The sequence below is a fragment of the Pseudoalteromonas sp. A22 genome (assembly GCF_018141345.1).
Lineage (GTDB): Bacteria > Pseudomonadota > Gammaproteobacteria > Enterobacterales > Alteromonadaceae > Pseudoalteromonas > Pseudoalteromonas maricaloris.
Window position 1 is genome coordinate 757,446 of sequence record NZ_CP047237.1, and the last position, 21,247, is coordinate 778,692.

The 21,247-nt window shown below is 44.2% G+C and carries 14 protein-coding genes; 8 read left to right on the top strand and 6 right to left on the bottom strand.

The features are described from left to right. Window positions 1-168: 168 nt before the first annotated feature. From GSF04_RS02930 to GSF04_RS02940, 3 genes are read right to left on the bottom strand one after another with little or no spacing between them, the layout of a single operon-like run. Window positions 169-1,944 (bottom strand): FAD-dependent oxidoreductase, encoded by a 1,776-nt coding sequence (locus GSF04_RS02930; RefSeq protein WP_039496634.1) that lies wholly within the window; start codon window positions 1,942-1,944, stop codon window positions 169-171. Further along, a complete protein-coding gene (locus GSF04_RS02935; protein WP_211856506.1) occupies window positions 1,937-3,700 on the bottom strand; it encodes a thiamine pyrophosphate-binding protein in 1,764 nt (587 codons plus the stop codon). The genes GSF04_RS02930 and GSF04_RS02935 overlap by 8 nt, the downstream gene beginning before the upstream one ends. Continuing rightward, window positions 3,687-5,561 (bottom strand): FAD-dependent oxidoreductase, encoded by a 1,875-nt coding sequence (locus GSF04_RS02940; protein ID WP_211856507.1) that lies wholly within the window; start codon window positions 5,559-5,561, stop codon window positions 3,687-3,689. Before GSF04_RS02940 ends, GSF04_RS02935 begins: the two co-directional genes overlap by 14 nt. Window positions 5,562-6,186: 625 nt before the next feature. Between GSF04_RS02940 and GSF04_RS02945 the strand changes: the two genes are divergently transcribed. Genes GSF04_RS02945 through GSF04_RS02955 form a run of 3 tightly spaced genes read left to right on the top strand, consistent with a single transcriptional unit; the run spans window position 6,187 to window position 9,659 of the window. Further along, on the top strand, window positions 6,187-7,047 hold the full coding sequence (locus GSF04_RS02945; RefSeq protein WP_211856508.1) for a hypothetical protein: 861 nt from the start codon (window positions 6,187-6,189) through the stop codon (window positions 7,045-7,047). A gap of 58 nt (window positions 7,048-7,105) precedes the next feature. After that, window positions 7,106-8,314 carry a cysteine desulfurase family protein gene (locus GSF04_RS02950; protein ID WP_211856510.1) on the top strand — a complete coding sequence of 403 codons (1,209 nt, stop codon included), beginning with the start codon at window positions 7,106-7,108 and terminating at the stop codon, window positions 8,312-8,314. A gap of 49 nt (window positions 8,315-8,363) precedes the next feature. Continuing rightward, window positions 8,364-9,659 (top strand): pyridoxal phosphate-dependent aminotransferase, encoded by a 1,296-nt coding sequence (locus GSF04_RS02955; protein WP_211856512.1) that lies wholly within the window; start codon window positions 8,364-8,366, stop codon window positions 9,657-9,659. Window positions 9,660-9,737: 78 nt separating this feature from the next. On the opposite strand, the gene cueR is transcribed toward GSF04_RS02955, so the two are convergent. Both cueR and GSF04_RS02965 read right to left on the bottom strand, forming a co-directional pair. Beyond that, a complete protein-coding gene (gene cueR / locus GSF04_RS02960) occupies window positions 9,738-10,148 on the bottom strand; it encodes a Cu(I)-responsive transcriptional regulator (RefSeq protein ID WP_010369762.1) in 411 nt (136 codons plus the stop codon). A 5-nt stretch (window positions 10,149-10,153) separates the two neighbouring features. Continuing rightward, window positions 10,154-12,532 carry a heavy metal translocating P-type ATPase gene (locus tag GSF04_RS02965; protein ID WP_211856514.1) on the bottom strand — a complete coding sequence of 793 codons (2,379 nt, stop codon included), beginning with the start codon at window positions 12,530-12,532 and terminating at the stop codon, window positions 10,154-10,156. Between the two features lie 183 nt (window positions 12,533-12,715). Here GSF04_RS02965 and GSF04_RS02970 point away from each other — a divergent pair, with 183 nt between their 5' ends. The 5 genes from GSF04_RS02970 to GSF04_RS02990 all read left to right on the top strand — a co-directional run bounded on the left by GSF04_RS02970 (window position 12,716) and on the right by GSF04_RS02990 (window position 19,686). Beyond that, the gene (locus GSF04_RS02970; protein WP_249122323.1) at window positions 12,716-12,931 is read left to right on the top strand and encodes a heavy-metal-associated domain-containing protein; all 216 of its coding nucleotides are present in this window, start codon (window positions 12,716-12,718) and stop codon (window positions 12,929-12,931) included. 233 nt (window positions 12,932-13,164) lie between these two features. Beyond that, the gene (locus GSF04_RS02975) at window positions 13,165-14,190 is read left to right on the top strand and encodes a DUF4150 domain-containing protein (RefSeq protein WP_211856516.1); all 1,026 of its coding nucleotides are present in this window, start codon (window positions 13,165-13,167) and stop codon (window positions 14,188-14,190) included. Then, the gene (locus GSF04_RS02980) at window positions 14,187-18,092 is read left to right on the top strand and encodes a hypothetical protein (RefSeq protein ID WP_211856518.1); all 3,906 of its coding nucleotides are present in this window, start codon (window positions 14,187-14,189) and stop codon (window positions 18,090-18,092) included. Before GSF04_RS02975 ends, GSF04_RS02980 begins: the two co-directional genes overlap by 4 nt. A 13-nt stretch (window positions 18,093-18,105) precedes the next feature. After that, window positions 18,106-19,050 (top strand): hypothetical protein, encoded by a 945-nt coding sequence (locus GSF04_RS02985; protein ID WP_211856520.1) that lies wholly within the window; start codon window positions 18,106-18,108, stop codon window positions 19,048-19,050. Window positions 19,051-19,083: 33 nt separating this feature from the next. After that, window positions 19,084-19,686, top strand: coding sequence for a hypothetical protein (locus GSF04_RS02990; protein ID WP_211856522.1), 603 nt, complete (start codon window positions 19,084-19,086; stop codon window positions 19,684-19,686). A 76-nt stretch (window positions 19,687-19,762) separates the two neighbouring features. On the opposite strand, the gene GSF04_RS02995 is transcribed toward GSF04_RS02990, so the two are convergent. Continuing rightward, window positions 19,763-21,169, bottom strand: a complete 1,407-nt coding sequence (locus GSF04_RS02995; RefSeq protein WP_211856524.1) for a hypothetical protein — start codon at window positions 21,167-21,169, stop codon at window positions 19,763-19,765. Window positions 21,170-21,247 lie beyond the last annotated feature (78 nt).

Genomic DNA, 21,247 nt, shown 5'->3' on the forward strand with positions numbered 1-21,247 from the left:
CGAGCAGTTTATGTTTTCCAACGAATTTTTGATGAAGACCCCCCCTCATCTCACCAGCCAAAAATTCAATATAAAAATAACAAAGTCGCTGTGTAAAACATCTCCTACCTCAAGGTGAAACCAAGCAAAAAGCCGATACTGGCTTTTTGCTCTTCGTATTTAACACTGTTAAATAATTGTCTTACGGGTTCTTAGGCGATTAAAGTTAACGTAAACCTTTTTACCACAGTCTAATTTAACTGTGAAACCCGAATGCTCCTCTTTGATTTCAATGAGTTTTTCATAATTCTCTTGGAAGTAGGTCTTCGTCGGGATGGATGCGTCTTTAAAGCTGATAAACGCGCCGTATGCCCCTTCAATAGTGGTGTCGCGGCTAACTTCAATCCAATCAAGTGCACGGTTTACATAGCGGTATACTGGATTTGCTTGACCAAGGCGTTTGCTGTCGTAACTGCCGTCGTATTTTAACTCGGTATTCCACCAAGTTTGGTATTGAATGGTGTACTGCGCAGTAGTATAAGGAAAGGCAACACGCTTCTTAGCATCATCACACGTATCATTGGCATAAAACTTACCCGAAATGGCTCCTAAAGTGACGTAACTAAATAGTCCAAGTGGGGCATTTTGTGCAAACAGTAAAGGCGATGTGAGTGAACGCAATAGCGCCAACTTGCCTTGTTCAGTAAGGCCAGACTCACGCACTAGCTTTGAGGTGATCTTGTGTGGCGCTGGGGCATCAAAATCTGGTGTAAATGGTTCCCCATCAAGGCTTGCAGCTAACGTTCCTTTTAATCCCAGTTTTTTGAGATTAGCCAAGGAGTTTCGTGACCAGTCAGACATCAATGCTTCACTATAATTCTGCTTGGTGTCCGTGCCCGTCACCTGCACTTTAGCAGCAGGAAAATACTGCTTAGCAAACTGAACCAGCGCCTTTTCGGAGCCTTGCCAATAGCCGTACATAGTGCTTGGGTGCGCTAACGCTTTTTCGTAACCAGATGATTTTTTACACTCGCTAACATCTGGTATGGCGTTGATTTTTAGGTTAGTACCAACTAAGTTCTCGGTATCCTTTCCCGTATCGTTAATCGCATCTTCCCACTGGCTGAGCAGCTGCCAAGTTGCTAAGTCTGTAGAGCCAACCGCCTCATTATTCCAGTTAATTTCAAAGCGGTGGATTTCATCAGGTAGCTCAAAAGCTTTAACTCTAAACTCCGTCACTATTCCATAACTTAACGCCCCGCCTCCGCGTAGCGCCCATAAGATATCTTCGTTTTCAGTTTCAGATACCTCAACTCTCGAGCCATCTTGCAAAATAACAGTCGCACCAACGAGTGACTCACAGCACATCCCTTTTGCTCGCGTCCACGGGCCCCAACCACCGCCTTGAATATACCCAGCTAACCCAACCGTGGCGCAAGTGCCGTGCGGAATGGTTAACGGCGGAATATCTTTATAACCAGATTCTGCAAGCTTTGGGACTAATTGATAAAAGCGATATCCAGAACCAATATGAGCGATATAGTCATCGCCTTCTTTCTCAATGGAGAAGTCTTTTAAACCGCTTAAATCCAGTAGCACCACATCTGTGCCGCTACACTCCCCTTCGTGATCATGGCCGCCAGAGCGCACCCGAATGGGTAAGTTAAACGCTATCGCCTCTTGATAGGCGCGCATTACATCATCGGTGTTATTACACATCACAATCACCGAGGGCGAAAACTGAAACCGTGTGTTAAAGATAAGCGCTTTAGCTTGATATTCTCTAAAGCGCTCCATCGAAGTCCCCCCCGTTGGCAATAAAGTAAGCAACTGCTTTGCAGAAAAGCCATGCTTGCTTTCTAACGCGAGTATAAATCCTTGTGTCGCGCGCCAATAGCGGTCGATACGCTTTTGTGCTTCTTCTAACTGAGATTCAGGGATTGGTTTATTGGATTGTTTAGGCATTGTTGTTTCCTTGCGCTGTGCTATTTCCACATGGACAGTCGTCCACTTTGTTACCCGTAATGGCTTCGGCGAGATCTTGTATCGCCGGTGCGAGATCTTTTTTATCAATATTGACTTTAATGAGATATGGCTTACATGGGTTTTCATGAAGCGCAGCAAAAACCCCATTTAGATCCGCGACGGTCTCTACATTCAAATATTCGACAAAATACGCATTCGCTAATGATTTATAGTCCCAACGATGCAGATCATCAAATGGTGCAAATGCGCCCGCAGGAGTAAACGCACAGATATCAACGAACGACTGCTCAATTGCATACACTTGGTTACTCATTACAAACACTGCAGTATTGAGTTTGTTATGGCTAATGGTAGACAGTGTTTGACACATCATCATAAACCCACCGTCGCCGGCAACCACTACACTACGCCGATTGTCAGCCAAGGCTGTGCCGAGTGAACAACCGGTTTCATGACCTAACGACCCCCAAGCAGCGTCACTAATAAAGCGACTTTCATCAATACCAGTTAAACGAGCCGCCATATAAAGCGAAGAGCTTTCACCTAAAATAAGGTTGAAGTCACGCACCTTTTGGCATTGAGCTAGCTGCTTTTGGTATGTGCAAAAGAAGTTTTCGTAGCTGATGGTATCGCAATCTTGTACGGGACTTATCAAATAGGGGTTTTCCGGCAACGAGCAAAGCGCACGATGCTGCATCGGGTAATGCTCAATATACACCGTTAAATCATCAATAAACTGTGCTAAATCGATACCACTAAAACGCTCGCAGTTACCAATTCTTGCTTTGCCCATATTCACGCGGATCAATTCGTTACCTTGCGTTTTTAACATGGTCAGGTAATCGTCGGTGAATATCGCGCCCAACGCTAAAATGCAATCTCGTTTACTAACAAAATCAAACGTTTCAGGCCATGATGCTTCACCCGCATAGGTGCCAACAAACAACTCCTTCCCAAGCCCTTGCGCCTCACTTAATACTGATTTGGCTAGCGTGGTCGTGGTATACGGAATATTGAGAGTACAGAGCAAGCTCTCAACTTCCCTTTGTATGCCAAGCCGCGTGATCTCAATGCCTAATAATACCAATGGCTTCTCAGCCTCTTTGAGTCGGTTGATTACTTTATCGAGTAAACTTGCCATCATCGCAGGATTAGAAGCCGGTTTTGGGATCACTAAATGGCCATCTGGTTTATCACAAGCTGCGCCCCACACGTTTTGCCATGCTTCTAGATAAATAGGCCGCTTTTCACTCATGGCAAGGCGTAACGCATTATCAATAATCTCAGGAGCAGAAGCAGGGTCCGAAAGAATTTCACTGGCGACAGTGACATTTGCAAACACCTTTTTATCAGCGCTATAGTCACCGGTAGAGTGATGAAATAACACGCCTGTTTCTTCAATATCTACACGGTTTTCAGCCGATGGGCTTGCCGATATAACGACAACAGGACTACGCTCGACATAAGCGCCGGCGATGGCGTTTAACACACTGAACGTGCCAACGCCGTATTGCACCGACACCGCGCCAATTCCACGGTATCTTGCATATCCTTCCGCCGCATAGCCTGCCCCTAGCTCGGTTACATCACCTATTGCGTCAATACCAGGAAAGTTATCAAGAGCAGTCATAAATTCTTGCACATAGTCACCAGGCACTTGAAACACCTTATCAAGGCCCAACTGCTTTAACCGCCACAGTAAATGGTCAGCAACCGTAAAATTAGCGGTACTCATGATTAATACCTCGATAAGCGAACTCAGTGACTTCGTCTAGCGTGTCTGAATTGGCATTTGGCTGTTGCGCTGAATGCTGACACGAGCAGCCACCTTTACGGCAATCTACTGGTAAGTAGTTGTGGTGTGACTCAAGCCACTGTTCATACTGGGCTTTGTCTTTGGATAACCAATTAGGCGTTGTTAAAGCAAAGAACTCAGCCAATGTTGATTCAGCCGTATTTAATGCTCCTTCTACCCAGCCTTGTTCATAGGAGTATGCTTCGCCAACAATATAGATTTCTTCACTCGCAACCGGGTGCCGCATTCTGCACATGATCTCATCGAGACGATAATTGGCTTTCCACTCATGCCAACCACCGCCATAGGGGTCATCCCCCCACTCTTGGTAGATTGCAGAATATGGCATTGGGAGCGCTTTTTGATTATGTAACGCTTGAATTTGGCGATGTGCCGCTTCAACCATCCCGGTGGTAATTTGATACTGGTTTTTAGGTACTATCTCATTTTCGGTATAACCTTGTGCACCATAGGCTGGCATATAGCCTTGGTAATGCTCACCCTTTTCTAAACCTTTCCAGTAAGGAATAGTGCCAATATCATTGTAAGAAGCCATTAGCAGCGAGTTGGTATTGGGCTCACCATAGGAGTGCTCTACTTTACATACCTGTTCGCCTTTTTCGTTGGTCTCGTATTCAAGGCATTCTTTTTGATCGCATTCCGTGCCCATGTAATAAGTTTGACGGATTGGTAAGTCAGTGACAGAGCGACCAGCAACAAGGCCCAAACTGCGCCACCAAGGTTGCTCGTATGCCATAAACATCTTAATCGCCTTTTGGATAAGCACAGATGGAATGTTTTCTTTCAACCAAGGGTCGTCAAAGAACGGCGATTCAATTAGCTCAAGCGAGCGCCTTGGCATAGCCAAAATAAGCCGCTTCACTTTAACGCTGTACGCTGGAGCATCTTTATCAACCACTTTCCCACTGCTATTCACTTGTGTTGGTTGAAAAGTGAGTTGATAACGATACTCGCCACAATCATGCAGCTCAATTTTTGCAAGTCGATGCAACATATTAACGCGCTTACAGCGGTCAAGGCAGCCCGGTGCCGCTGCAAACTCTTCACATAACTTCAGCGGTAACGCCTGAAAACCATCTTTGAGGGTCTTAAATACCGTATCATCGCTATATTCAGTGGCAGGCAACTGAGTAACCGCACTGGCATTCGCCACATTAGCATCGTAGCCCCCCGCTTCTTTCATAAAAAGGTATGCTTCGTTACTCAACACATGCTCAAGCAAGTTCCAAAAGCCAAAGCGCCAAATTTCCTTGCCAAACACTTTGACTTTCATCTGCTCTGCAAGAGACATGTCGGCAAACCCCGGGCAGATGAGGTTCATGACTTTAACTTGAAGATCTTCCGGTCCATAGCCTCGCTCTGTTTCTTCAAGCTGGTATGGGATTTTATCTGGACACTCGGCGAAATCACGATATCTAAAATATTGTCCGCGCAGGTAAAAGAGGTTGTTTTCACTACCTGCTTCAGGGGAGCTTTCTGCATTTGAAGGGTATAACGGCAGCTTTGAGCCCATTGGGAAGTCTTTGGTTTGGAGTTTTAGCTCATCCACCAGCGTACTCACCATCACATGATCCTCAGGAATAAAGCGCATTCCACCAAGCTCAGCCACAACGTTGGGCAACCCCGGAAGCGTGCGACTGTACAAACGACCACCGATACGATCGCTATATTCAAATAAGCCTATGCGATGTGTATCACCAAGCTCTTGTTGAAGGCGCCATGCACTATATACACCCGATACACCACCACCCACAATGGCAATATCTAGTTCTTTATTCATTTTAATATGCTCCTTTAAGCTATTACTTTAAAAGCATATTTAAGGGTCGTGATTTTATCTATTACACCGAGTTACAACAGATTACAGAGACATTACAGCAACTACAAAAACCACTTTTCACTAAATCAACATAGATATGTAACCCAATGTTTTAGCTTAGCTAATCGCATTTATTTTGATTAACGCAAATGCCGTGCAAACGGCAATGACTCAACTCGGTGAAGAAATCCGCATAGTCCTACTTACTTCTTATTCCGCCTAAAAGATGTTTATTAATTAAACAAGTCATTTAGCATGATTTTGGTTTTCTTTTTCACCAATTAGCGCTGACTCGATTAAAACAATTGAAATGAAAGTTTCACAAAAAAACTTCTAAAAAACTCAATTTTTACGCAAACAAACATTGACCTTACCACCGTGGCAATCTTTACAGTTATTTAACTTGGCAGATTCATCCTTAAGGTGAAGTTGACTTTTTATTAACCTCACTTTGTTAGTAGGGCATGGAAATTAATTACTTCGTGCGTTACCGCTTTGGCACATGCTTGTCGGTAAACAAACTAATTAGGCCGTTACTCAAAGGTATTAAACACCTTTAACACAACTACAGATAGAGACTAACGAAATGAAATTAAAAGAAAAAATGGTTGGAGAAGTAGAGCAAAAACTCCTAGAGATGATCCGTATGGATGTCGCTGAACACTACCCGACTGTCTCCGCCTTTTATCTAGAAGGTGGGCATTTTGATCCGCGTTATTCCGCTACCGAATTCTCAATAGATTCAATGGTAAAGGTGTTAAATGTTGCTAACAACGCGATTCTAGAGCACAAGAAAAAACTTAAAGTGGTGCTTGGCGTGTTGATAGACGATCTGGGCTTACAGTGCGGTAGTGAGTCTTGTGATATTTCTGCATCCCCAGCAATGACCACCGACAGCCAAGGGCTTGCGCCATTACCTGACGAGCTAGAAGCCGTATTAAGTGATTACAGCATTGTAAAACGCGACCGTTTAGTACTTCAAGGTGAGCGCAATTGTAAAAACCGTGGGATCCAATCTTTACGTAAAATCATCTCGCAAGATTTAGCAAGTTTCCCACAATTGTCACTCGCAACGAGCAACGGTGTAACTAAAATTCTATTCGAAAACAGTAAGGGAGTAGACATCGTTTTAGCTGAATCAAAAGATAAGGATATATGGACTGCAAAATGCCCGCTTATCATGGCACAGCACTATAAAGACACATACCAAAAAGCACTGAAAATGAACCCTCAAGCAGGGGTATTCCACATTATGGACTTCTCTGAAATGGATGACTTTCACAAAGTCGTGAACGGTACTGAAGTAGCATTAGGACTTTTCCTACAAGACGAAAGCCTTGGCGACAATATCGTTAAGATCTCCAATATCTTCTTGTCTGACTTTGATATGGAAGATTATTCCATTAACACCCAAACCAGCACCCAAGCCGAAGCTTGCGAAGCGTAACGCACGCATTTATCCGCTTCAATTTGACTGTTGCCCCAATTTTATACGGAGATTTTTTATGTCACTCATTACAGCACTAGAGAGTAAGTCCACCACGGAAGCGTCGCTACGCTTTCCTATCTATTTAGACCATAACGCCACAACACCGTGCGACGAAGCTGTGTTACAAGCCATGCTACCTTACTTTTGTAACGACTTTGGTAATGCTGCGAGCATGTATGGTTTACATGGCTGGAACGCCCATAAAGCGGTCGAACAAGCGCGTGAAAAAATTGCAGATGCCCTTGGCGCACAACCTGAAAATTTTATCTTTACTTCTGGTGCGACTGAAAGCAACAACTTAGGGATCCGCGGCGTGTTTCGTGCTTGTAATCACAAAGGCAAACACATTATTACCTCATCGATTGAGCACCCAGCGACGCTTGCAACACTTAGAGATCTAGAACAGGAAGGCGCTCGCGTTTCTTATCTTGAGCCGCTACCAGATGGCAGCTTTGATATTGACGCAATGAAGGCCGCGATCACGCCTGAAACGATTTTAATCACCGTGATGTACGCAAATAACGAAATCGGCACCATTAATCCAATCGACGACATTGCCTTTATTGCAAATCAACATGGCATTCTATTTATGTCTGACGCCACACAAGCGCTAGGCAAGGTCGATATTAATCTGACCACTTGCCCTATTGATATTTTAACTTGCTCGGCACACAAAATTTATGGCCCTAAAGGGGTTGGCGGCCTGTACTTAAGACATCAGCATGGCAATAGAGTGGTTGATATTAGACCGCAGATCACCGGTGGTGGAAGCGAGCAAGGACTACGCGGTGGCACGTTAAATGTACCTGGCATTGTTGGTTTTGCCAAGGCTGTAGAACTTGCCCAGCGAGAACTGAGCAATGGCGCAATTGACAAAGTTGAGCAGCTAAGAGACAAGCTAGAAGATGGTTTATTGGAGCTACAACAGGTGCAAGTCAATGGCATGAGCGAAGAAAGACTCCCCCATGTTTGTAACGTCTCTTTTCATGACACCGACGGTAAAAAAATGCTGAGCCTATTAAAGAAAAGCATTTCAGTCAGTACCGGTTCAGCTTGTTCGTCAAGCAATCTATCGCCAAGCCACGTATTAACCGCTCTTGGGCTATCGGATGAACTGGCACAGGCAACCATCCGCTTTAGCCTAGGCAGGCATACTACAGAAGCCGAAATTGACTTCGCACTCAACAAAGTTAGAGAAGTCGCAGCGCTAACTTTACTCGTTTAAATAGTACTAAATTATTCCAGAACAAATACTTAAGGAGAAAAATATAACAATGGAAAACCTATCAAATTTAGCCAATGCACTTGATTACTCGGACATTATTCACCTTGAGTTTTACGTGCAGGAGCAGCTTGCAAAGGGGAAAGAAATTTGTGATTTGATCATTGGAGATTTTGACACGCAACAATTTCCGATGCCCGACTACCTTACCGCACAGATCCAGCAAGCCTACGAGAACAAGCATAACGATTATCCCCCGCTTGAGGGGGTGTTATCACTTCGCGATGAGGTAGCAAAACAAACTAAAAAGCGCTTTAACGTCAGCTACAACCCAGATACGGAGATGCTGATCTCTGGCGGTGCAAGACCTTTGCTGTATTCTGCGATGCTCGCCACAGTGAGCGCAGAAGACAAGGTGATCTACCCTGTGCCTTCTTGGAATAACATGTTTTACACCACCATGTGTGGTGGCAAGCACGTGCCAATTGAAACCAGCGAAGCAAATCAGTTTTTACCTACAGCGGAACAGCTTCAAGCGCATATATCTGATGCGCGCCTTATCACCTTATGCTCACCACAAAACCCTAATGGCTCCATGTTTTCAAAGCAACATCTCAGTGAAATCTGCGACATGGTTGTGGCAGAAAACGCGCGCCGCAGAGCGATAAACGCCAAACCACTCTACGTTATCTACGACCAAGTGTACTGGATGCTGACAATGCAAGAGGTTGAGCATTATCATCCGGCGTCGCTTTGCCCAGATATCAAGCCTTACTTAATTGTGGTTGATGCTGGCACCAAAGCTTTTGCCGCAACAGGCATTCGAGTTGGGTGGGCGACAGGCCCACACGAAGTGATAGCAAAAATGCAGGTGTTCCAAGAACATATAGGTGCAATGGCTCCAACGGCAGAGCAACTTGCCACCGCGGTGTTATTTCAAAATGAAGCCTATCTACAAAGCTATTTAGCCGGCTTTAAAGAAAAAATACTAACCTCAATGGCGGTACTGCATCAGGGTGTTCAGGATATGAAAGGCGCAGGCATAGCAATCGATTCATTTATACCAAATGCCGGCATTTATATGACCTTGAAGATCGACGCCATCAATATGGAAACCCCCGATGGAAACGTACTCGAAAATGCAGATCAAGTCAGTCGGTATTTAATTGATAGCGCAGGATTAGCACTGGTGCCATTTGCCAGTTTCGGCTGTCGTTCTAAAGCGTCACAGCTTTGGTATCGCGCTGCCGTTTGTACGATTTCACCGAGTGAAATTGAAGCGGCGCTGCCAAGGTTACAAACTGCACTGCTCGCACTAACCGAGTCAAAACTATTACTCGAAGCTTAGCGCTATTCTACACAACAAAAAAGCCAGTCTTCATCATTGAAGACTGGCTTTTTAACGTTTGGCTATTCTAACCTTCGGCTACTTTAGGCTATTTTGGCAAAGCCCATCTAAAATTGGACAGTTTGCATTTTCGTCACCACTACAGTTGTCCGACAGCTGTTTCAAGGTCTCACGCATTTGCTGAAGTTCATTGATTTTATGCTCAATCTCATTCAAATGATGCTGCGCTATCGATTTGACTTCACGGCTAGTACGGTCTGGGTTTTGTAACAAATCGAGTAAAGATTGGATCTGCGCAATAGGAAACCCCAATTTTCGTGCTTGCTTTATCACACCTAGCAATTGTAATTGTTGCGAGTCGTACAGCCGGTAACCCGCTTCACTTCGTTTGCTGCACTTTAGTAACCCGCTTGCTTCATAATGGCGGATCATCTTTGCCGAGAGCCCAGTACGCTGCGCGGCTTCGCCGATTGTGATCAGTTTTTCCATGACGTTTACTCCTTTGGTTGCCAACGTTGCAATAACAACGCATTGCTAATGACTAGTAAACTACTGGCCGCCATCGCCGCACCTGCAAAAATAGGGTTAAGGTAACCCAGTGCTGCCAATGGAATGCCAATGACATTAAAGATAAATGCCCAAAATAGATTTTGCTTGATTTTGCGATAGGTTAATTTTGCCATCGCTAAAGCAGATGCCACTAAGCTTGGCTCGCCACGCATCAGCGTCATTGCCGACGCGCTTACCGCCACTTCCGTACCGGTAGCCATTGCGATACCAAGATCAGCCTGTGCCAGCGCTGGGGCGTCATTGATCCCGTCGCCGACCATTGCCACACAGTAACCTTGCTGTTGGGCATTAGCAATATACTCAGCTTTGTGCTCTGGCAGAACTTGCGCTTTATAATCGTCCAGTTCTAGCAACTTAGCATTGTACTGTGCACTACTTTGGCTGTCTCCGGTCAACATTGCAACTTTGATCCCTTGCTGCTTAAGCTGTTTGACCGCTGTATAGGCATGAGCTTTAAGCTCGTCAGTAAAGTAGAATAGCGCCAAAAACTCGCAGCTCAGTTCACTATTTTGGCTCACTAACCAAGATAAAGAAGCGCCCGGTATTTCTTCTGGTAGCGCAGGCAAAGTTAAGCCTAACTCTTGCATCCAAAAACCGCTCCCCAAATAGACTGTTTTATCTTGGTATTGTGCTTTAACGCCTCTACCCGCTACCACTTTAAAGTCGCTTACAGGAAGTAATGACAATTGCTTTTCTTGTGCTTTATTGACCACCGCCTTGGCAAGCGGGTGTTCGCTGTATTGCTGTAACGATGCCGCCAGCTGTAACACGTCGTCTTGATGATGCGTAAAAGTGTGCATATTGCTAAGCTCTGGTTTGCCCACCGTAAGCGTGCCCGTTTTATCAAAAATCACCATATCGATGGCAGTTGCTTGCTCCAGTGCACCAGCATCTTTTACTAAGATCCCATAACGCGCGGCAGTGCCAGTACCTGCCATAATCGCGGCAGGTGTTGCTAAACCAAGCGCACACGGGCAAGCAATAACAAGAACAGCCACCGCATTCAGAATACCTGTTGGCCAATCTCCTGTGCTGAGCCCCCATGCAAAAAATGTAATGAGCGCAATCACCAATACCGCTGGTACAAATATCGCACTCACTTTATCCACCAACGCTTGCACTGGTGCTTTCGCGCCTTGTGCTTGTTCTACCAAACGAATAATTTTGGCCAGCGTTGATTCCGCGCCAACACTGGTTGCATCCACTTCAAGCACGCCATCAAGATTCACCGAACCACCAGTAACTTTATCTGTTTGTGCTTTATAAACAGGTACGCTTTCACCGCTGATAAGCGCTTCATCTACCTGTGAGTGACCTTCAACTACAACGCCGTCAACCGGTATACGCTCACCAGGTTTGATCAGTAGTCGTTCGCCGCTTTTTACTGCCGCAGCTGGGACTTCTTGCCAACTGTTATCACGCCAGACCATAGCCGATGTTGGCCTTAAGCTTTCAAGCGCTTTAAGGGCGCTGGTTGTACGTCGCTTGGCTCGGTGTTCAAGATACTTGCCCAACAGCACCAAACTCAACACAGCACTGCTGCTTTCGAAGTATAAATGTGGAGCGCCATGCTCACCGCTGAATGTCCACCACAAATACAGCGACAGGCCATACGCCGCACTGGTGCCGATGGCCACCAGCAAATCCATATTCCCCGTTCCCGCTTTTATTGCTCCCCATCCGGCACGATAAAAACGCGCACCAAAATAAAACTGAACAGGCGTGGCCAATGCCCATTGCATCCACGCCGGGAGCATCCAGTTTTGGTTAAACAACATGGCAAACATGGGTAACACCATAGGTAAGGTGAGCGTCAGTGACGCCACTGCTGGGAACCAATCAGCGCGATAAAAGGGAGTTGCTGCCACTTGTTCGCTTAACTCATCCGAGTCAGCTTGTGGCTGTACCACAGTGTAACCGGCGTCGTTAAGCTTGGCTTCTATTTCAGCGAACGGTAACTCTGCCACTAAAGTTAAGGTTAGCTTTTCAGTCGCTAAATTGACCTCGGCTTTAATTACCTGTGGTAATGCTTGCGCCGCCTTTTCCACTCGGCTCACACAAGACGCGCAAGTCATGCCTTTAACTTGATATTGCACTTCATTGGTATTGACCTTGTAGCCTGCATCTTTAACCGCACTCACCAACGCCGACACTTCCGCACTGCCCTCAACAGACACCGCTTCCAAGGCTAAGTTAACACTGGCACTGACAACGCCAGACACTTTCTCTAAGGCTTTCTCAACTCGGCCAACGCACGAGGCGCATGTCATGCCTGATACATTAAATTTTATTACCTTGTCCATTTCTATCTCCGCAAACGCGTTCATTCTCATTGTTGGACACTAACCCTTACCCTCATGGTAAGGTCAAACAAAATTGTTCATTCATCTAATAGAAGAAAAAGGAATTCTTATTGTTAAATAGTAGTTGACCTTACCATCAAGGGAAGCTTCACAGTGCAAACACTTTAATCCACAAAGGAAATAATGATGTTAAGACTAAGAGTAGAAAAAATGGTCTGTGGTCACTGCGTAAAAGCAATCACAGAAGCAATGCAAACGGCTGATAGCCAAGCGCAAGTGAATGTCCGCCTAGACGATAAAATCGTTGAAATTTCAAGCACCAAAGGAGAAGACGAGGTTATCGCTATTATTCGTAATGCAGGCTATAACGCAGAACTCATCAACGAAAGCTTTGCCTAACTCCCAGAACTTATCAATCCAAGTCGACCCAAACCACTTTGCATTAGTAAGGTGGTTTATCCACTCACTTCCACCTTCATTGCCACTCGCACTTGTTTTATACAGCTCACGTTAATAAACGCTCACAATAATTCACACTTTGACAAAGCGCAGACAATGCGGAACAATTACGCCGTTTGTATTAGGTGAAATCAATACAACTGCGACTAAAGGAATAATTTAAGGACAACACAATGAGCTTTATCGGCGCCGGTGCAGGCAGCGAAGCCCAGAGCGTGCAATACAATGTCGACGCGCAAACTGCCAAATTACGAACCTCAGGTTCAGCTTCTTGGCGACACAACAATCCAGCCTTACTGCCATTGAATATTAGTGCAAAGCGAAATCAAGCGCTGGGACAAGCCTACCGTATTGCGATATTTCCCGACCGTGCTGCGGGAGAGCAAGCCTTTTTAGAAGAAATCGAAAGAGCCAAATACGGCGATTTTACCTTAGGCCAAATGGTCAATGCGTTTATTCCTGACTACATCATCGACCCACCACAATGGGATGAACAAAACCAAACGGCTGTTCTACCGCATATTGAGCCAATAACGGGAATGGATGTCAATCTGCCTATTAGCGATCCACAAGCATTCTTAGACTTGGTAACCCTTAAACTGGGTTGGCAAGTAGGAACTGAGAGTGATGTTGCCAGAGATTTTGAAGCCGAAGCCAGACAAGCAGCTATCGTTTCAAATACCAATGTTCTCATTAACGGTAGAACCGCTGTGCATACTGGCAGCGGCGGTGTGTTAAGCACAGTAGACGTATGTTTGACTAAGATAGGCAAAGTGGTTGTGCCTATTCCTTATGGCAACATCGCCCGCTCATCAGACGCCGCAAGCGTTGCCAGCTCAGTAAAAATTCAAGGTAACGGTGCAGCCAATATCAAGTCTAACTTTTCAAAAAGTACGGGAGACCAACCCGGTAATAAAAAAGGTATCGCTAGTCGAACATTGGGTAAAAAAGCAGAGTTTCTGCAAGGCAGCTTTGATGTTTACATCGAGGGAAAACCGGCGGTTAGGCAGGGAGATTTAATGGTATCTAATAATAAAAATACGCCCCCCGCACCATTAAACCAACCCGGTGGTGCCACTCCTGCAGACCTTGATGTAGTAATTGGCGCGGAGCCACTAAGCCAAGACGGTACGAATAAGATCAATATAAAAGTGTCGGGCAGTAGTAAACCAAGCGATGAAGAGGTGAAGATAGGATGAGCCACACTTTACCAACCAAAACCAATGCTAACGGTAATTTTAGAGAACTTGTTTTTGAGGGCTATGCAAGCGACAAAGAAGTGGTCTCTTTGATGCTCAAAGACACCTCGGTTGATGGCACGAAAGAAGGCTATTATAAGGTCCCCCTTTACACTTCAAACACGGTAGACCAACAAAGCAGCGATGCCGACATTGAGCTGGTGCACATTTATCCATTTTTATACGATACGCCAGAACAGCAACTACAATCAGCCTCTCCAGTAACCAGCGGATTTATCTATATTTATGTCGATGGCTATTTATGGCGTGAACTACAAGTTATCGAACCTGAAGACTTTGATGCTCCGGCGCTATTCTCAGATGTGAATTTGTATTGGCAAAAAGGCTTTTTAAGTTGGAAAAAGTCGGCCAATAAGCCAAACTCACGACCGCAAGGCACACGTGCAGCAACCTGTAAGCCAACCAGCAGCATTCTCGTTCCGCATAAACTAAATGGCAACGAAGTAAGCGTAGAAATCGCATGGTCTGAAGTACAGTGGTCGTGGGAACAAATCTTGTTGTTTGGCGGGTTTAATGAACAGGATCCGCGCTTAAATACCGGCACGCCACTCGCTGACGAAGAAAGACATTGCCCTGCCCCAGAAGATGCAGCAGCGCTCAGAGCACAGCGCATGACTAAGCTGGATAACTTAGGGCAATTTACCACAGGCTTTAACGACCAAGGCAAAGTAGTTAACACCCCGACACTTCATCAAAAGCTGCACCTTCCAGAGCGTAATAAAATCGCCCAAGTGCCGATTTTTGATGGGGTCCATGTGGCTCGATATTTCATCTCACAAATTCAAGATCTCACCACGGATATTCAGCACTTACTCAACAAATTATCAGGGTTAGATAGTGCAACCGGTAAAATTGATCTGCAACAACAAGCTAAGTATGAACTCGCCAGCTTTATGGTGCAGGTTTTTTACCATCAAGCCGATTCGATTTTAGATAAAGACATTGAAATTCAAAGCAGTGGAGAGAAGCTTGTAGAGTCAGATGAAGACGCAGTCGACTTTGCCAATAAATTAAAAGACTGGCGCACTTCTCATTTAGAGGAAGATAAATTCTTTAAGTTTTTGGAAGAAAACGCCTTCCAAAAACTTGCTCGCCGCATTGCTGAAATCTCTGACGAACTAGTCGAGTTCTTAAACCAAGAATCTCTTAGTGCAGGTTTTACTGAGTGCTTTAAAGACTATGCCTACCAATCAGATCTGAGGTTCTTTGAAGCATACGACTTGGTCACCGATGTATTTCTCGCGTTAAAGCCTCACCCAGCCGCACCGCTTGCACACCTTAATACGGACAAAGAGTTTTGGCATGAGTTAAGTTCAGGCTATCAGGGGCAAGATTTTATCCTGCAATGTCTGGGTCAACACCCAACAAAACCAGCTAAGCAAATCACCCAATTTTTGTTTCCAAAGCCTACAGGCGACAAACTACACGACTACGAAAAAGCGGAATATGATCGCTTTGCATTGCCTTTAACTAGCGCCAAAATACAAAAGATCCATGATCAAGAAGCCGTTTTGCCACAAGAAGAGAGTGAGCAAATGGGGCGCCGCCTCTCCCAAGTGATTATGGGCTTAGCAGGCAGTTTATTCGAAATTCCAGAGGCCGCTTATAATCTCTCTACACATTCGGGGACGCTTGGGGAACAAAAGGCCCAAACTCGTGAGGCAATGGATGCAACACAACATGAGATAGCGCAGTCAGAACAAGCCCTTATCAACGCTGAAAGAGAAAAAGCAAAAGCATTTAAAGAGTTACAAGAAAAGCGTGCTGAATATGAGTATAAGAAAAGTGTACTTGAAAACTTAACAGAGCAAGAACATGGAATGAGCAGAGCGCAGCTTGATCAACAATTAGAACTGGAACGTGCGCGTCTACGAGAGTTAGAGGCTAAATTTGCTAAAGCAAAAGTTGCCGTCAGTCGTTCTAGAAAACAGGTTAACTCTTTTGTGAAGGTAAACAATGCTTGGAAGAAGTATCCGTTTGCAAAACTCATTGATGCAAAAGCAGATGTGCTGCAACCTTTGATGCGCTTGGTCGATATCTCAGCACCTGGGTACTTAGTTGAAGTGGAAATGAGAGTACAAGATTACCTCAACGGGAACTTTCCTGAAGGGTATATGCCACTTGATCCTCAGTCTCGAAAATTGGCTGCAGAAAAGCAAATTAAAGAACTCAACCAAATTATTCGCGGTAGTAATAAACGCAAAATAGACGTTGGATATAGAGGCTCTAAGCTCAAACTATCGTTAGAAGACGTACTAAATTTAAACAAACGACTTGAATTTCTAACCCAGTCTCTCAATCAAGCGGAAACCATCACAACGATAGAAAGCAAAAACAAAACCATCGCATACTTGATAAAAATTACTGGTGCTGATGTATCAGCCAAGTCAGCAGAATCAACAGCCCAAGCAATATATGATACGGCGGTAGAAGAAGCAAAACAGTATACAACAGAGCTAGATAATCAACATGCAACACTTAAAAAGTTGTCTGATAGGCTCGCAAACTTACAAAAATGGCAAAATGCGGCTGTTACGGAGTCTGTATCTGGGCAGTCGTTAAAGGGAGGAATGGCGGGTATACTCGGTATTGTATATATCTTTGAAATTGCTAATTTTCGACAAGCATTTTTGAATTTTGAATTCTCACAAAGAAAATTTGCTGATATTACTGGTGCAATTTTCGACTTAGCGGCTATTCATTTCTCTGCTCTCTCTATGGTCACAGAGATGAAAGTTGGGTTACCTAGCCTACGCCAATATCAAGAATTTCAACAGTACAAAATGGCGAAAGGAAATCTCAGCGCCATTCGTAAATTTGGCCCTGAGTTTGCGAAAAAAGCAAACATCATTACATGGACAGCTAGATTAAACCTCCTAGCATCTGCATATAGTGCCGGATTGTCAGGCTTTGATGCCTATTACGCGTTTAAGCGCGGCGACTCTGGTGGTGCTGCTGGCCTTAGTATTGCAACTGTAGGCTTTGTCGCGCTAGCGGTTGAAACCGCGCCAACCATACTTGCCACGATCACCAGAGGCGTTATTTTAAACCCCATGAGTAAACTGGGCTATGTAGGACTCATTCTAGTATTACTTGGATATGGTATTTATTATCTATTACGCGATGAACCACTAGAAGCTTGGATTAAAGCGTGCCCTTGGGGCAGTGACGCATATGGTGGTGGCGAGCGTGATTGGTTTGGTGACAACCCCTATTACTGCTGGAAGACAAACCCTGAATATGCACTTCATAGCCTCTATGATCAGTTATTTTCTCCAAAAATATTTAGTGACGTATCTGTTGTACAATTACACACTCCCTCTCGGATATATGACAAGGTAACCTCCAAAGGCAAGTTCCAAGTTGCAAAGTTTAATGTGCAAATTCCAGGTCATATTCCAGAATCAGAGCTTGGTTACTTAGACATTCAGCTAGACATTCGCCCACTATTAGCTGGAAAACCTTGGAGCTCGTTAATTGCTGTTGCACCCACGGGGCAAGCTCAAACAGCATTGGATTACTTTTGGCAAAATACCAATATCATCGTTAATCCTAATTTAACGGGTTTCATTATTGAATTTGAAGAAAGTGCACTTTATCCCTATTTTGATAAATTCAATCATTCTAAAATTCAAATCAGAATGCGGTGTCGAAAATATCCTAGAGGCAAAGGAGCAACAATATACTCAGGCTCATCTCAAGAGTTAAGGTTACCTGCGTCAGAAAGAGACGAAGAAGGAAAAATAGAAAAGCCAGATCTTTGGGCTGAGCAAGTCATTAACGTCGAAATCGAAGATTATGGCATGAGCCCTGCTGGCGTGTTGCAGCGACTCCTAAATTAACTGAAGGCTACCAATGAGAGACAAGTTAAAATCCAATCAATCAGTTCTTGCTTTTATAGTAATTTTGGTAAAAAAAATTGTTGAAAAGGTGATGGAAACTGAGGGTAAAAAGGAAACGCAAACGTTAACTCCTTCGGCACCTGTAGATAAGGTAGTGCATGATCGGCCAATAGTAGAAACACCGCTGCTAAAAATAGAGGACTCGACACCACGAGACTTTAACATTAGCAAAGGGATGCTGAAAGTGAGCCCTACCGTATCTTCTCACGCTCAACCAGTCCAACAAAATAACCTCTTTTCTTCTGATAGGCGAGTAGCGCTTGGTGGTGCTGACTTTTCACGGACTGGTAAATTAGCAAACATTGTATTTGCCTATATGGCATCCATCATCGCGCTACTTTCAATTATTTTTTATTTCGGTAGTGGTGATAGTTTGTATTTATGGCTCACCACGGGACTACTAGCATTTGCTTTGCCCCTGTTTGTCTATGTTTACCGTGTTAAACACTATACTTCTGAAGTGCTACGGGTCGACTTCTTCCGAAATACTGGCCTTGTCACATTTCCCATTGGCAATAACGAAGGGAGTTTCTCGTTAACACTTGATGAAGTTGAACTGTATATTGTAAAGGTCTCCTCGGGTAAAGGTGTGAGGCATAACCTCGCGTTTTTAGCCCCACAGCGATACCCAAAAACACTTAAGCGCCAAACGCTTTATTCAACCGATTGGGAGCCAAAAGATATGGACAGCAGCGTGCAGCTGTGGAGTGAAATTCACCGTTTTATGGATACCACTCAGCCCATACCAAGTTCGTTTTATAAGGGTTGGCAAGAAACGATAGAAAGCCCCTACCTTGACCACGAAGACCATATTCAAATATTAGGTGAAGATTTAGTAAAACAAGCCCCCTTTTATGACCTAAAAAATAACCGCCCACTAGATAAAGAGTTTTGGTAATACTCGAATTAATCTCTATAACAAGGAGTTTTTGTGACAATAAAAAAGTTAATTAAGAAATGCGTTGAGCATATTCTAGATGAAGGAACGCCCACTCGTGCAATCAGTGATGTGATTGGGCAAAATCAACAACCCAAATATGGTCAAGCTTATCAACAACAGCCGCAACAAGTAATCCGGAATGGTCAGCAAGTTACGATAACAAGATCTCAAGTTTCAACAAAGCGAGAGCCCAACCCAGTCGCTGAATTTTTGATTAAAGCCATTGTTATTTTGATAGGCATATTTGCAGTTGGTGCTTTATGTTTTGATGCATATTATTTAAATAAACGAGGCGACAATGCAGCTGTCGGCTTAATGATGGCAGCCGTAGGTGTGATGTATGGGTATCACTTTATTATGGCAAAGCTTAGCGATTACACTCAGCTTGTAAAGACATCCCGTTTTGTAGGATGGGGCTTAAATATAGCAGGTACGTTTTATAGCCTGTTTATCTTTGCTGATTTGCTGTCTGACTTTCGCGGGCACTCAGAGGATCAAGTAGCCCTTATCATGGCTTTCATCAATATCGTTTTTATAGGACTTTTGTTCTTTCTAATGCAAAAGATAAAACAACCCACAAAGCAAATTGATTAAACTCCTTGAAGTAGTAAGCCACCGCTAAAATCGGTGACTTACTATTTTGAGCCTGTGCGCATTCAGGAACCCTGATTTACTGACTCTTTTGCATTAACTTTAAATAGTTGTTGTAAATATGGCTTACTTGCATCGTTGATTTACCTGCACTTATACCATGGCAGCTGAAACAGTTAGCTGGTTTAATTTGTGGCTCGCTGCCAGTGACATCGCTGAAAGTTTGGGTATAAGTTTCCATAGTAATATTGGCAACTGCCAATGAGCCGCGTAACGCCTCGTTGGCTCCCTTACCCACGATATTGCCACTAATGCCATTTGCAAAATCGTAATCTTGCGTGCTCAGCCAGATTGATCCGGCGTAAAAGTAGTTACTCCAAACTGGATTCTTTTGTTCCAGTTTTACATTCACTAAGCTATTTAGTTCAGTAATATTATTGAAGTTAGTTTCATCTTGAGCTTGTTGTGTCTGACTCCCCACCAGCTCAGGGTTATTACCCGCTATATATGGATTGCCGTTTGGCACGCCGTACTGATATAAACGAAACGTGTTGGTCGTGGTTTCAGAAGCTGGATACGTTAAATGTGCATTTTGCACCTCAGTTCCGCCCCGATAAAATAGCAGATCGTGACTATTACTCACTACTTTATCTTGCTGTAAGTAAGCCGTGCTTTTCTTAAACTTTCCCTCAGAGCTGTAGTAATCTGGTGCACTCAATTTATGCTCGAACGTCGCCCAAATAAACTCTGGGTGATTTTCAACCACACCGACAACATGCATGCCAACGAGTGCTACTTCTCCCGTACCGCTATATTTATTGTCTTTTTGGTAAACCGCTTTACGAATATAAAAATGCTCAGCTAAATCAAACTTTGGATAGACTTGCTGCAACGCTTTGACATCCATCCAAGCAACCTTTAACTCAACCGACCCCACAGCAAATTCAGCTTTACTATCTGCTTTTGGGTGGGAGGTTGCTGACTTCATATAAGTATCGTTAACGTGGATCGAATAATGTACGGGAGTCCCACCAAACTTGCTGTAAATAACACCATCTGATCCTGCTTGATTTATATCTTCAAGGATCAACACATTTGCGGGGCGAAGTCCGGTTGGATTTAATAAATCATTCCAAGGGGCAAAATAAGGTTTTAGCGCATTATCAACCTGCCAAAACCCAGAACCAAACATCAACAAGCCACCAGGAGCACGCTTGTCAGGCTGCGTTAAATAAAGAAACTTATTCCACGACCACTGATGAAAATCGCAGTTTGTCGAGAGATCTTTACCATCTTTAAATGCAAACGGACTATTTGCACCTTCAGGAGGGTTTGGCACAGGGCTGCCAAACCAATCGTTATTCGGTTTACAAGAAGTATCGTTCGAGTAAGCAAGCGCACTTGGCGCAGCCAGTGTACTTGTAGCAAGCAATAATGACATTCCAAGTAATTGGAGTTTAGTGCGTGTAATTGATGACGGTAGCATGATGCTTTCCTTAAGATGTAAAACTCCTGTTAAATCTAGTTCATCAAAACGGAAGTTATCAATTACACAGCATTACAT

What these genes read in the sequence shown, in the direction of transcription:
- GSF04_RS02930 (WP_039496634.1), bottom strand. Translation starts at nt 1,944, where the DNA reads ATGCCTAAACAATCCAATAAACCAATCCCTGAATCTCAGTTAGAAGAA.
- GSF04_RS02935 (WP_211856506.1), bottom strand. Translation starts at nt 3,700, where the DNA reads ATGAGTACCGCTAATTTTACGGTTGCTGACCATTTACTGTGGCGGTTA.
- GSF04_RS02940 (WP_211856507.1), bottom strand. Translation starts at nt 5,561, where the DNA reads ATGAATAAAGAACTAGATATTGCCATTGTGGGTGGTGGTGTATCGGGT.
- GSF04_RS02945 (WP_211856508.1), top strand. Translation starts at nt 6,187, where the DNA reads ATGAAATTAAAAGAAAAAATGGTTGGAGAAGTAGAGCAAAAACTCCTA.
- GSF04_RS02950 (WP_211856510.1), top strand. Translation starts at nt 7,106, where the DNA reads ATGTCACTCATTACAGCACTAGAGAGTAAGTCCACCACGGAAGCGTCG.
- GSF04_RS02955 (WP_211856512.1), top strand. Translation starts at nt 8,364, where the DNA reads ATGGAAAACCTATCAAATTTAGCCAATGCACTTGATTACTCGGACATT.
- cueR (WP_010369762.1), bottom strand. Translation starts at nt 10,148, where the DNA reads ATGGAAAAACTGATCACAATCGGCGAAGCCGCGCAGCGTACTGGGCTC.
- GSF04_RS02965 (WP_211856514.1), bottom strand. Translation starts at nt 12,532, where the DNA reads ATGGACAAGGTAATAAAATTTAATGTATCAGGCATGACATGCGCCTCG.
- GSF04_RS02970 (WP_249122323.1), top strand. Translation starts at nt 12,716, where the DNA reads ATGATGTTAAGACTAAGAGTAGAAAAAATGGTCTGTGGTCACTGCGTA.
- GSF04_RS02975 (WP_211856516.1), top strand. Translation starts at nt 13,165, where the DNA reads ATGAGCTTTATCGGCGCCGGTGCAGGCAGCGAAGCCCAGAGCGTGCAA.
- GSF04_RS02980 (WP_211856518.1), top strand. Translation starts at nt 14,187, where the DNA reads ATGAGCCACACTTTACCAACCAAAACCAATGCTAACGGTAATTTTAGA.
- GSF04_RS02985 (WP_211856520.1), top strand. Translation starts at nt 18,106, where the DNA reads ATGAGAGACAAGTTAAAATCCAATCAATCAGTTCTTGCTTTTATAGTA.
- GSF04_RS02995 (WP_211856524.1), bottom strand. Translation starts at nt 21,169, where the DNA reads ATGCTACCGTCATCAATTACACGCACTAAACTCCAATTACTTGGAATG.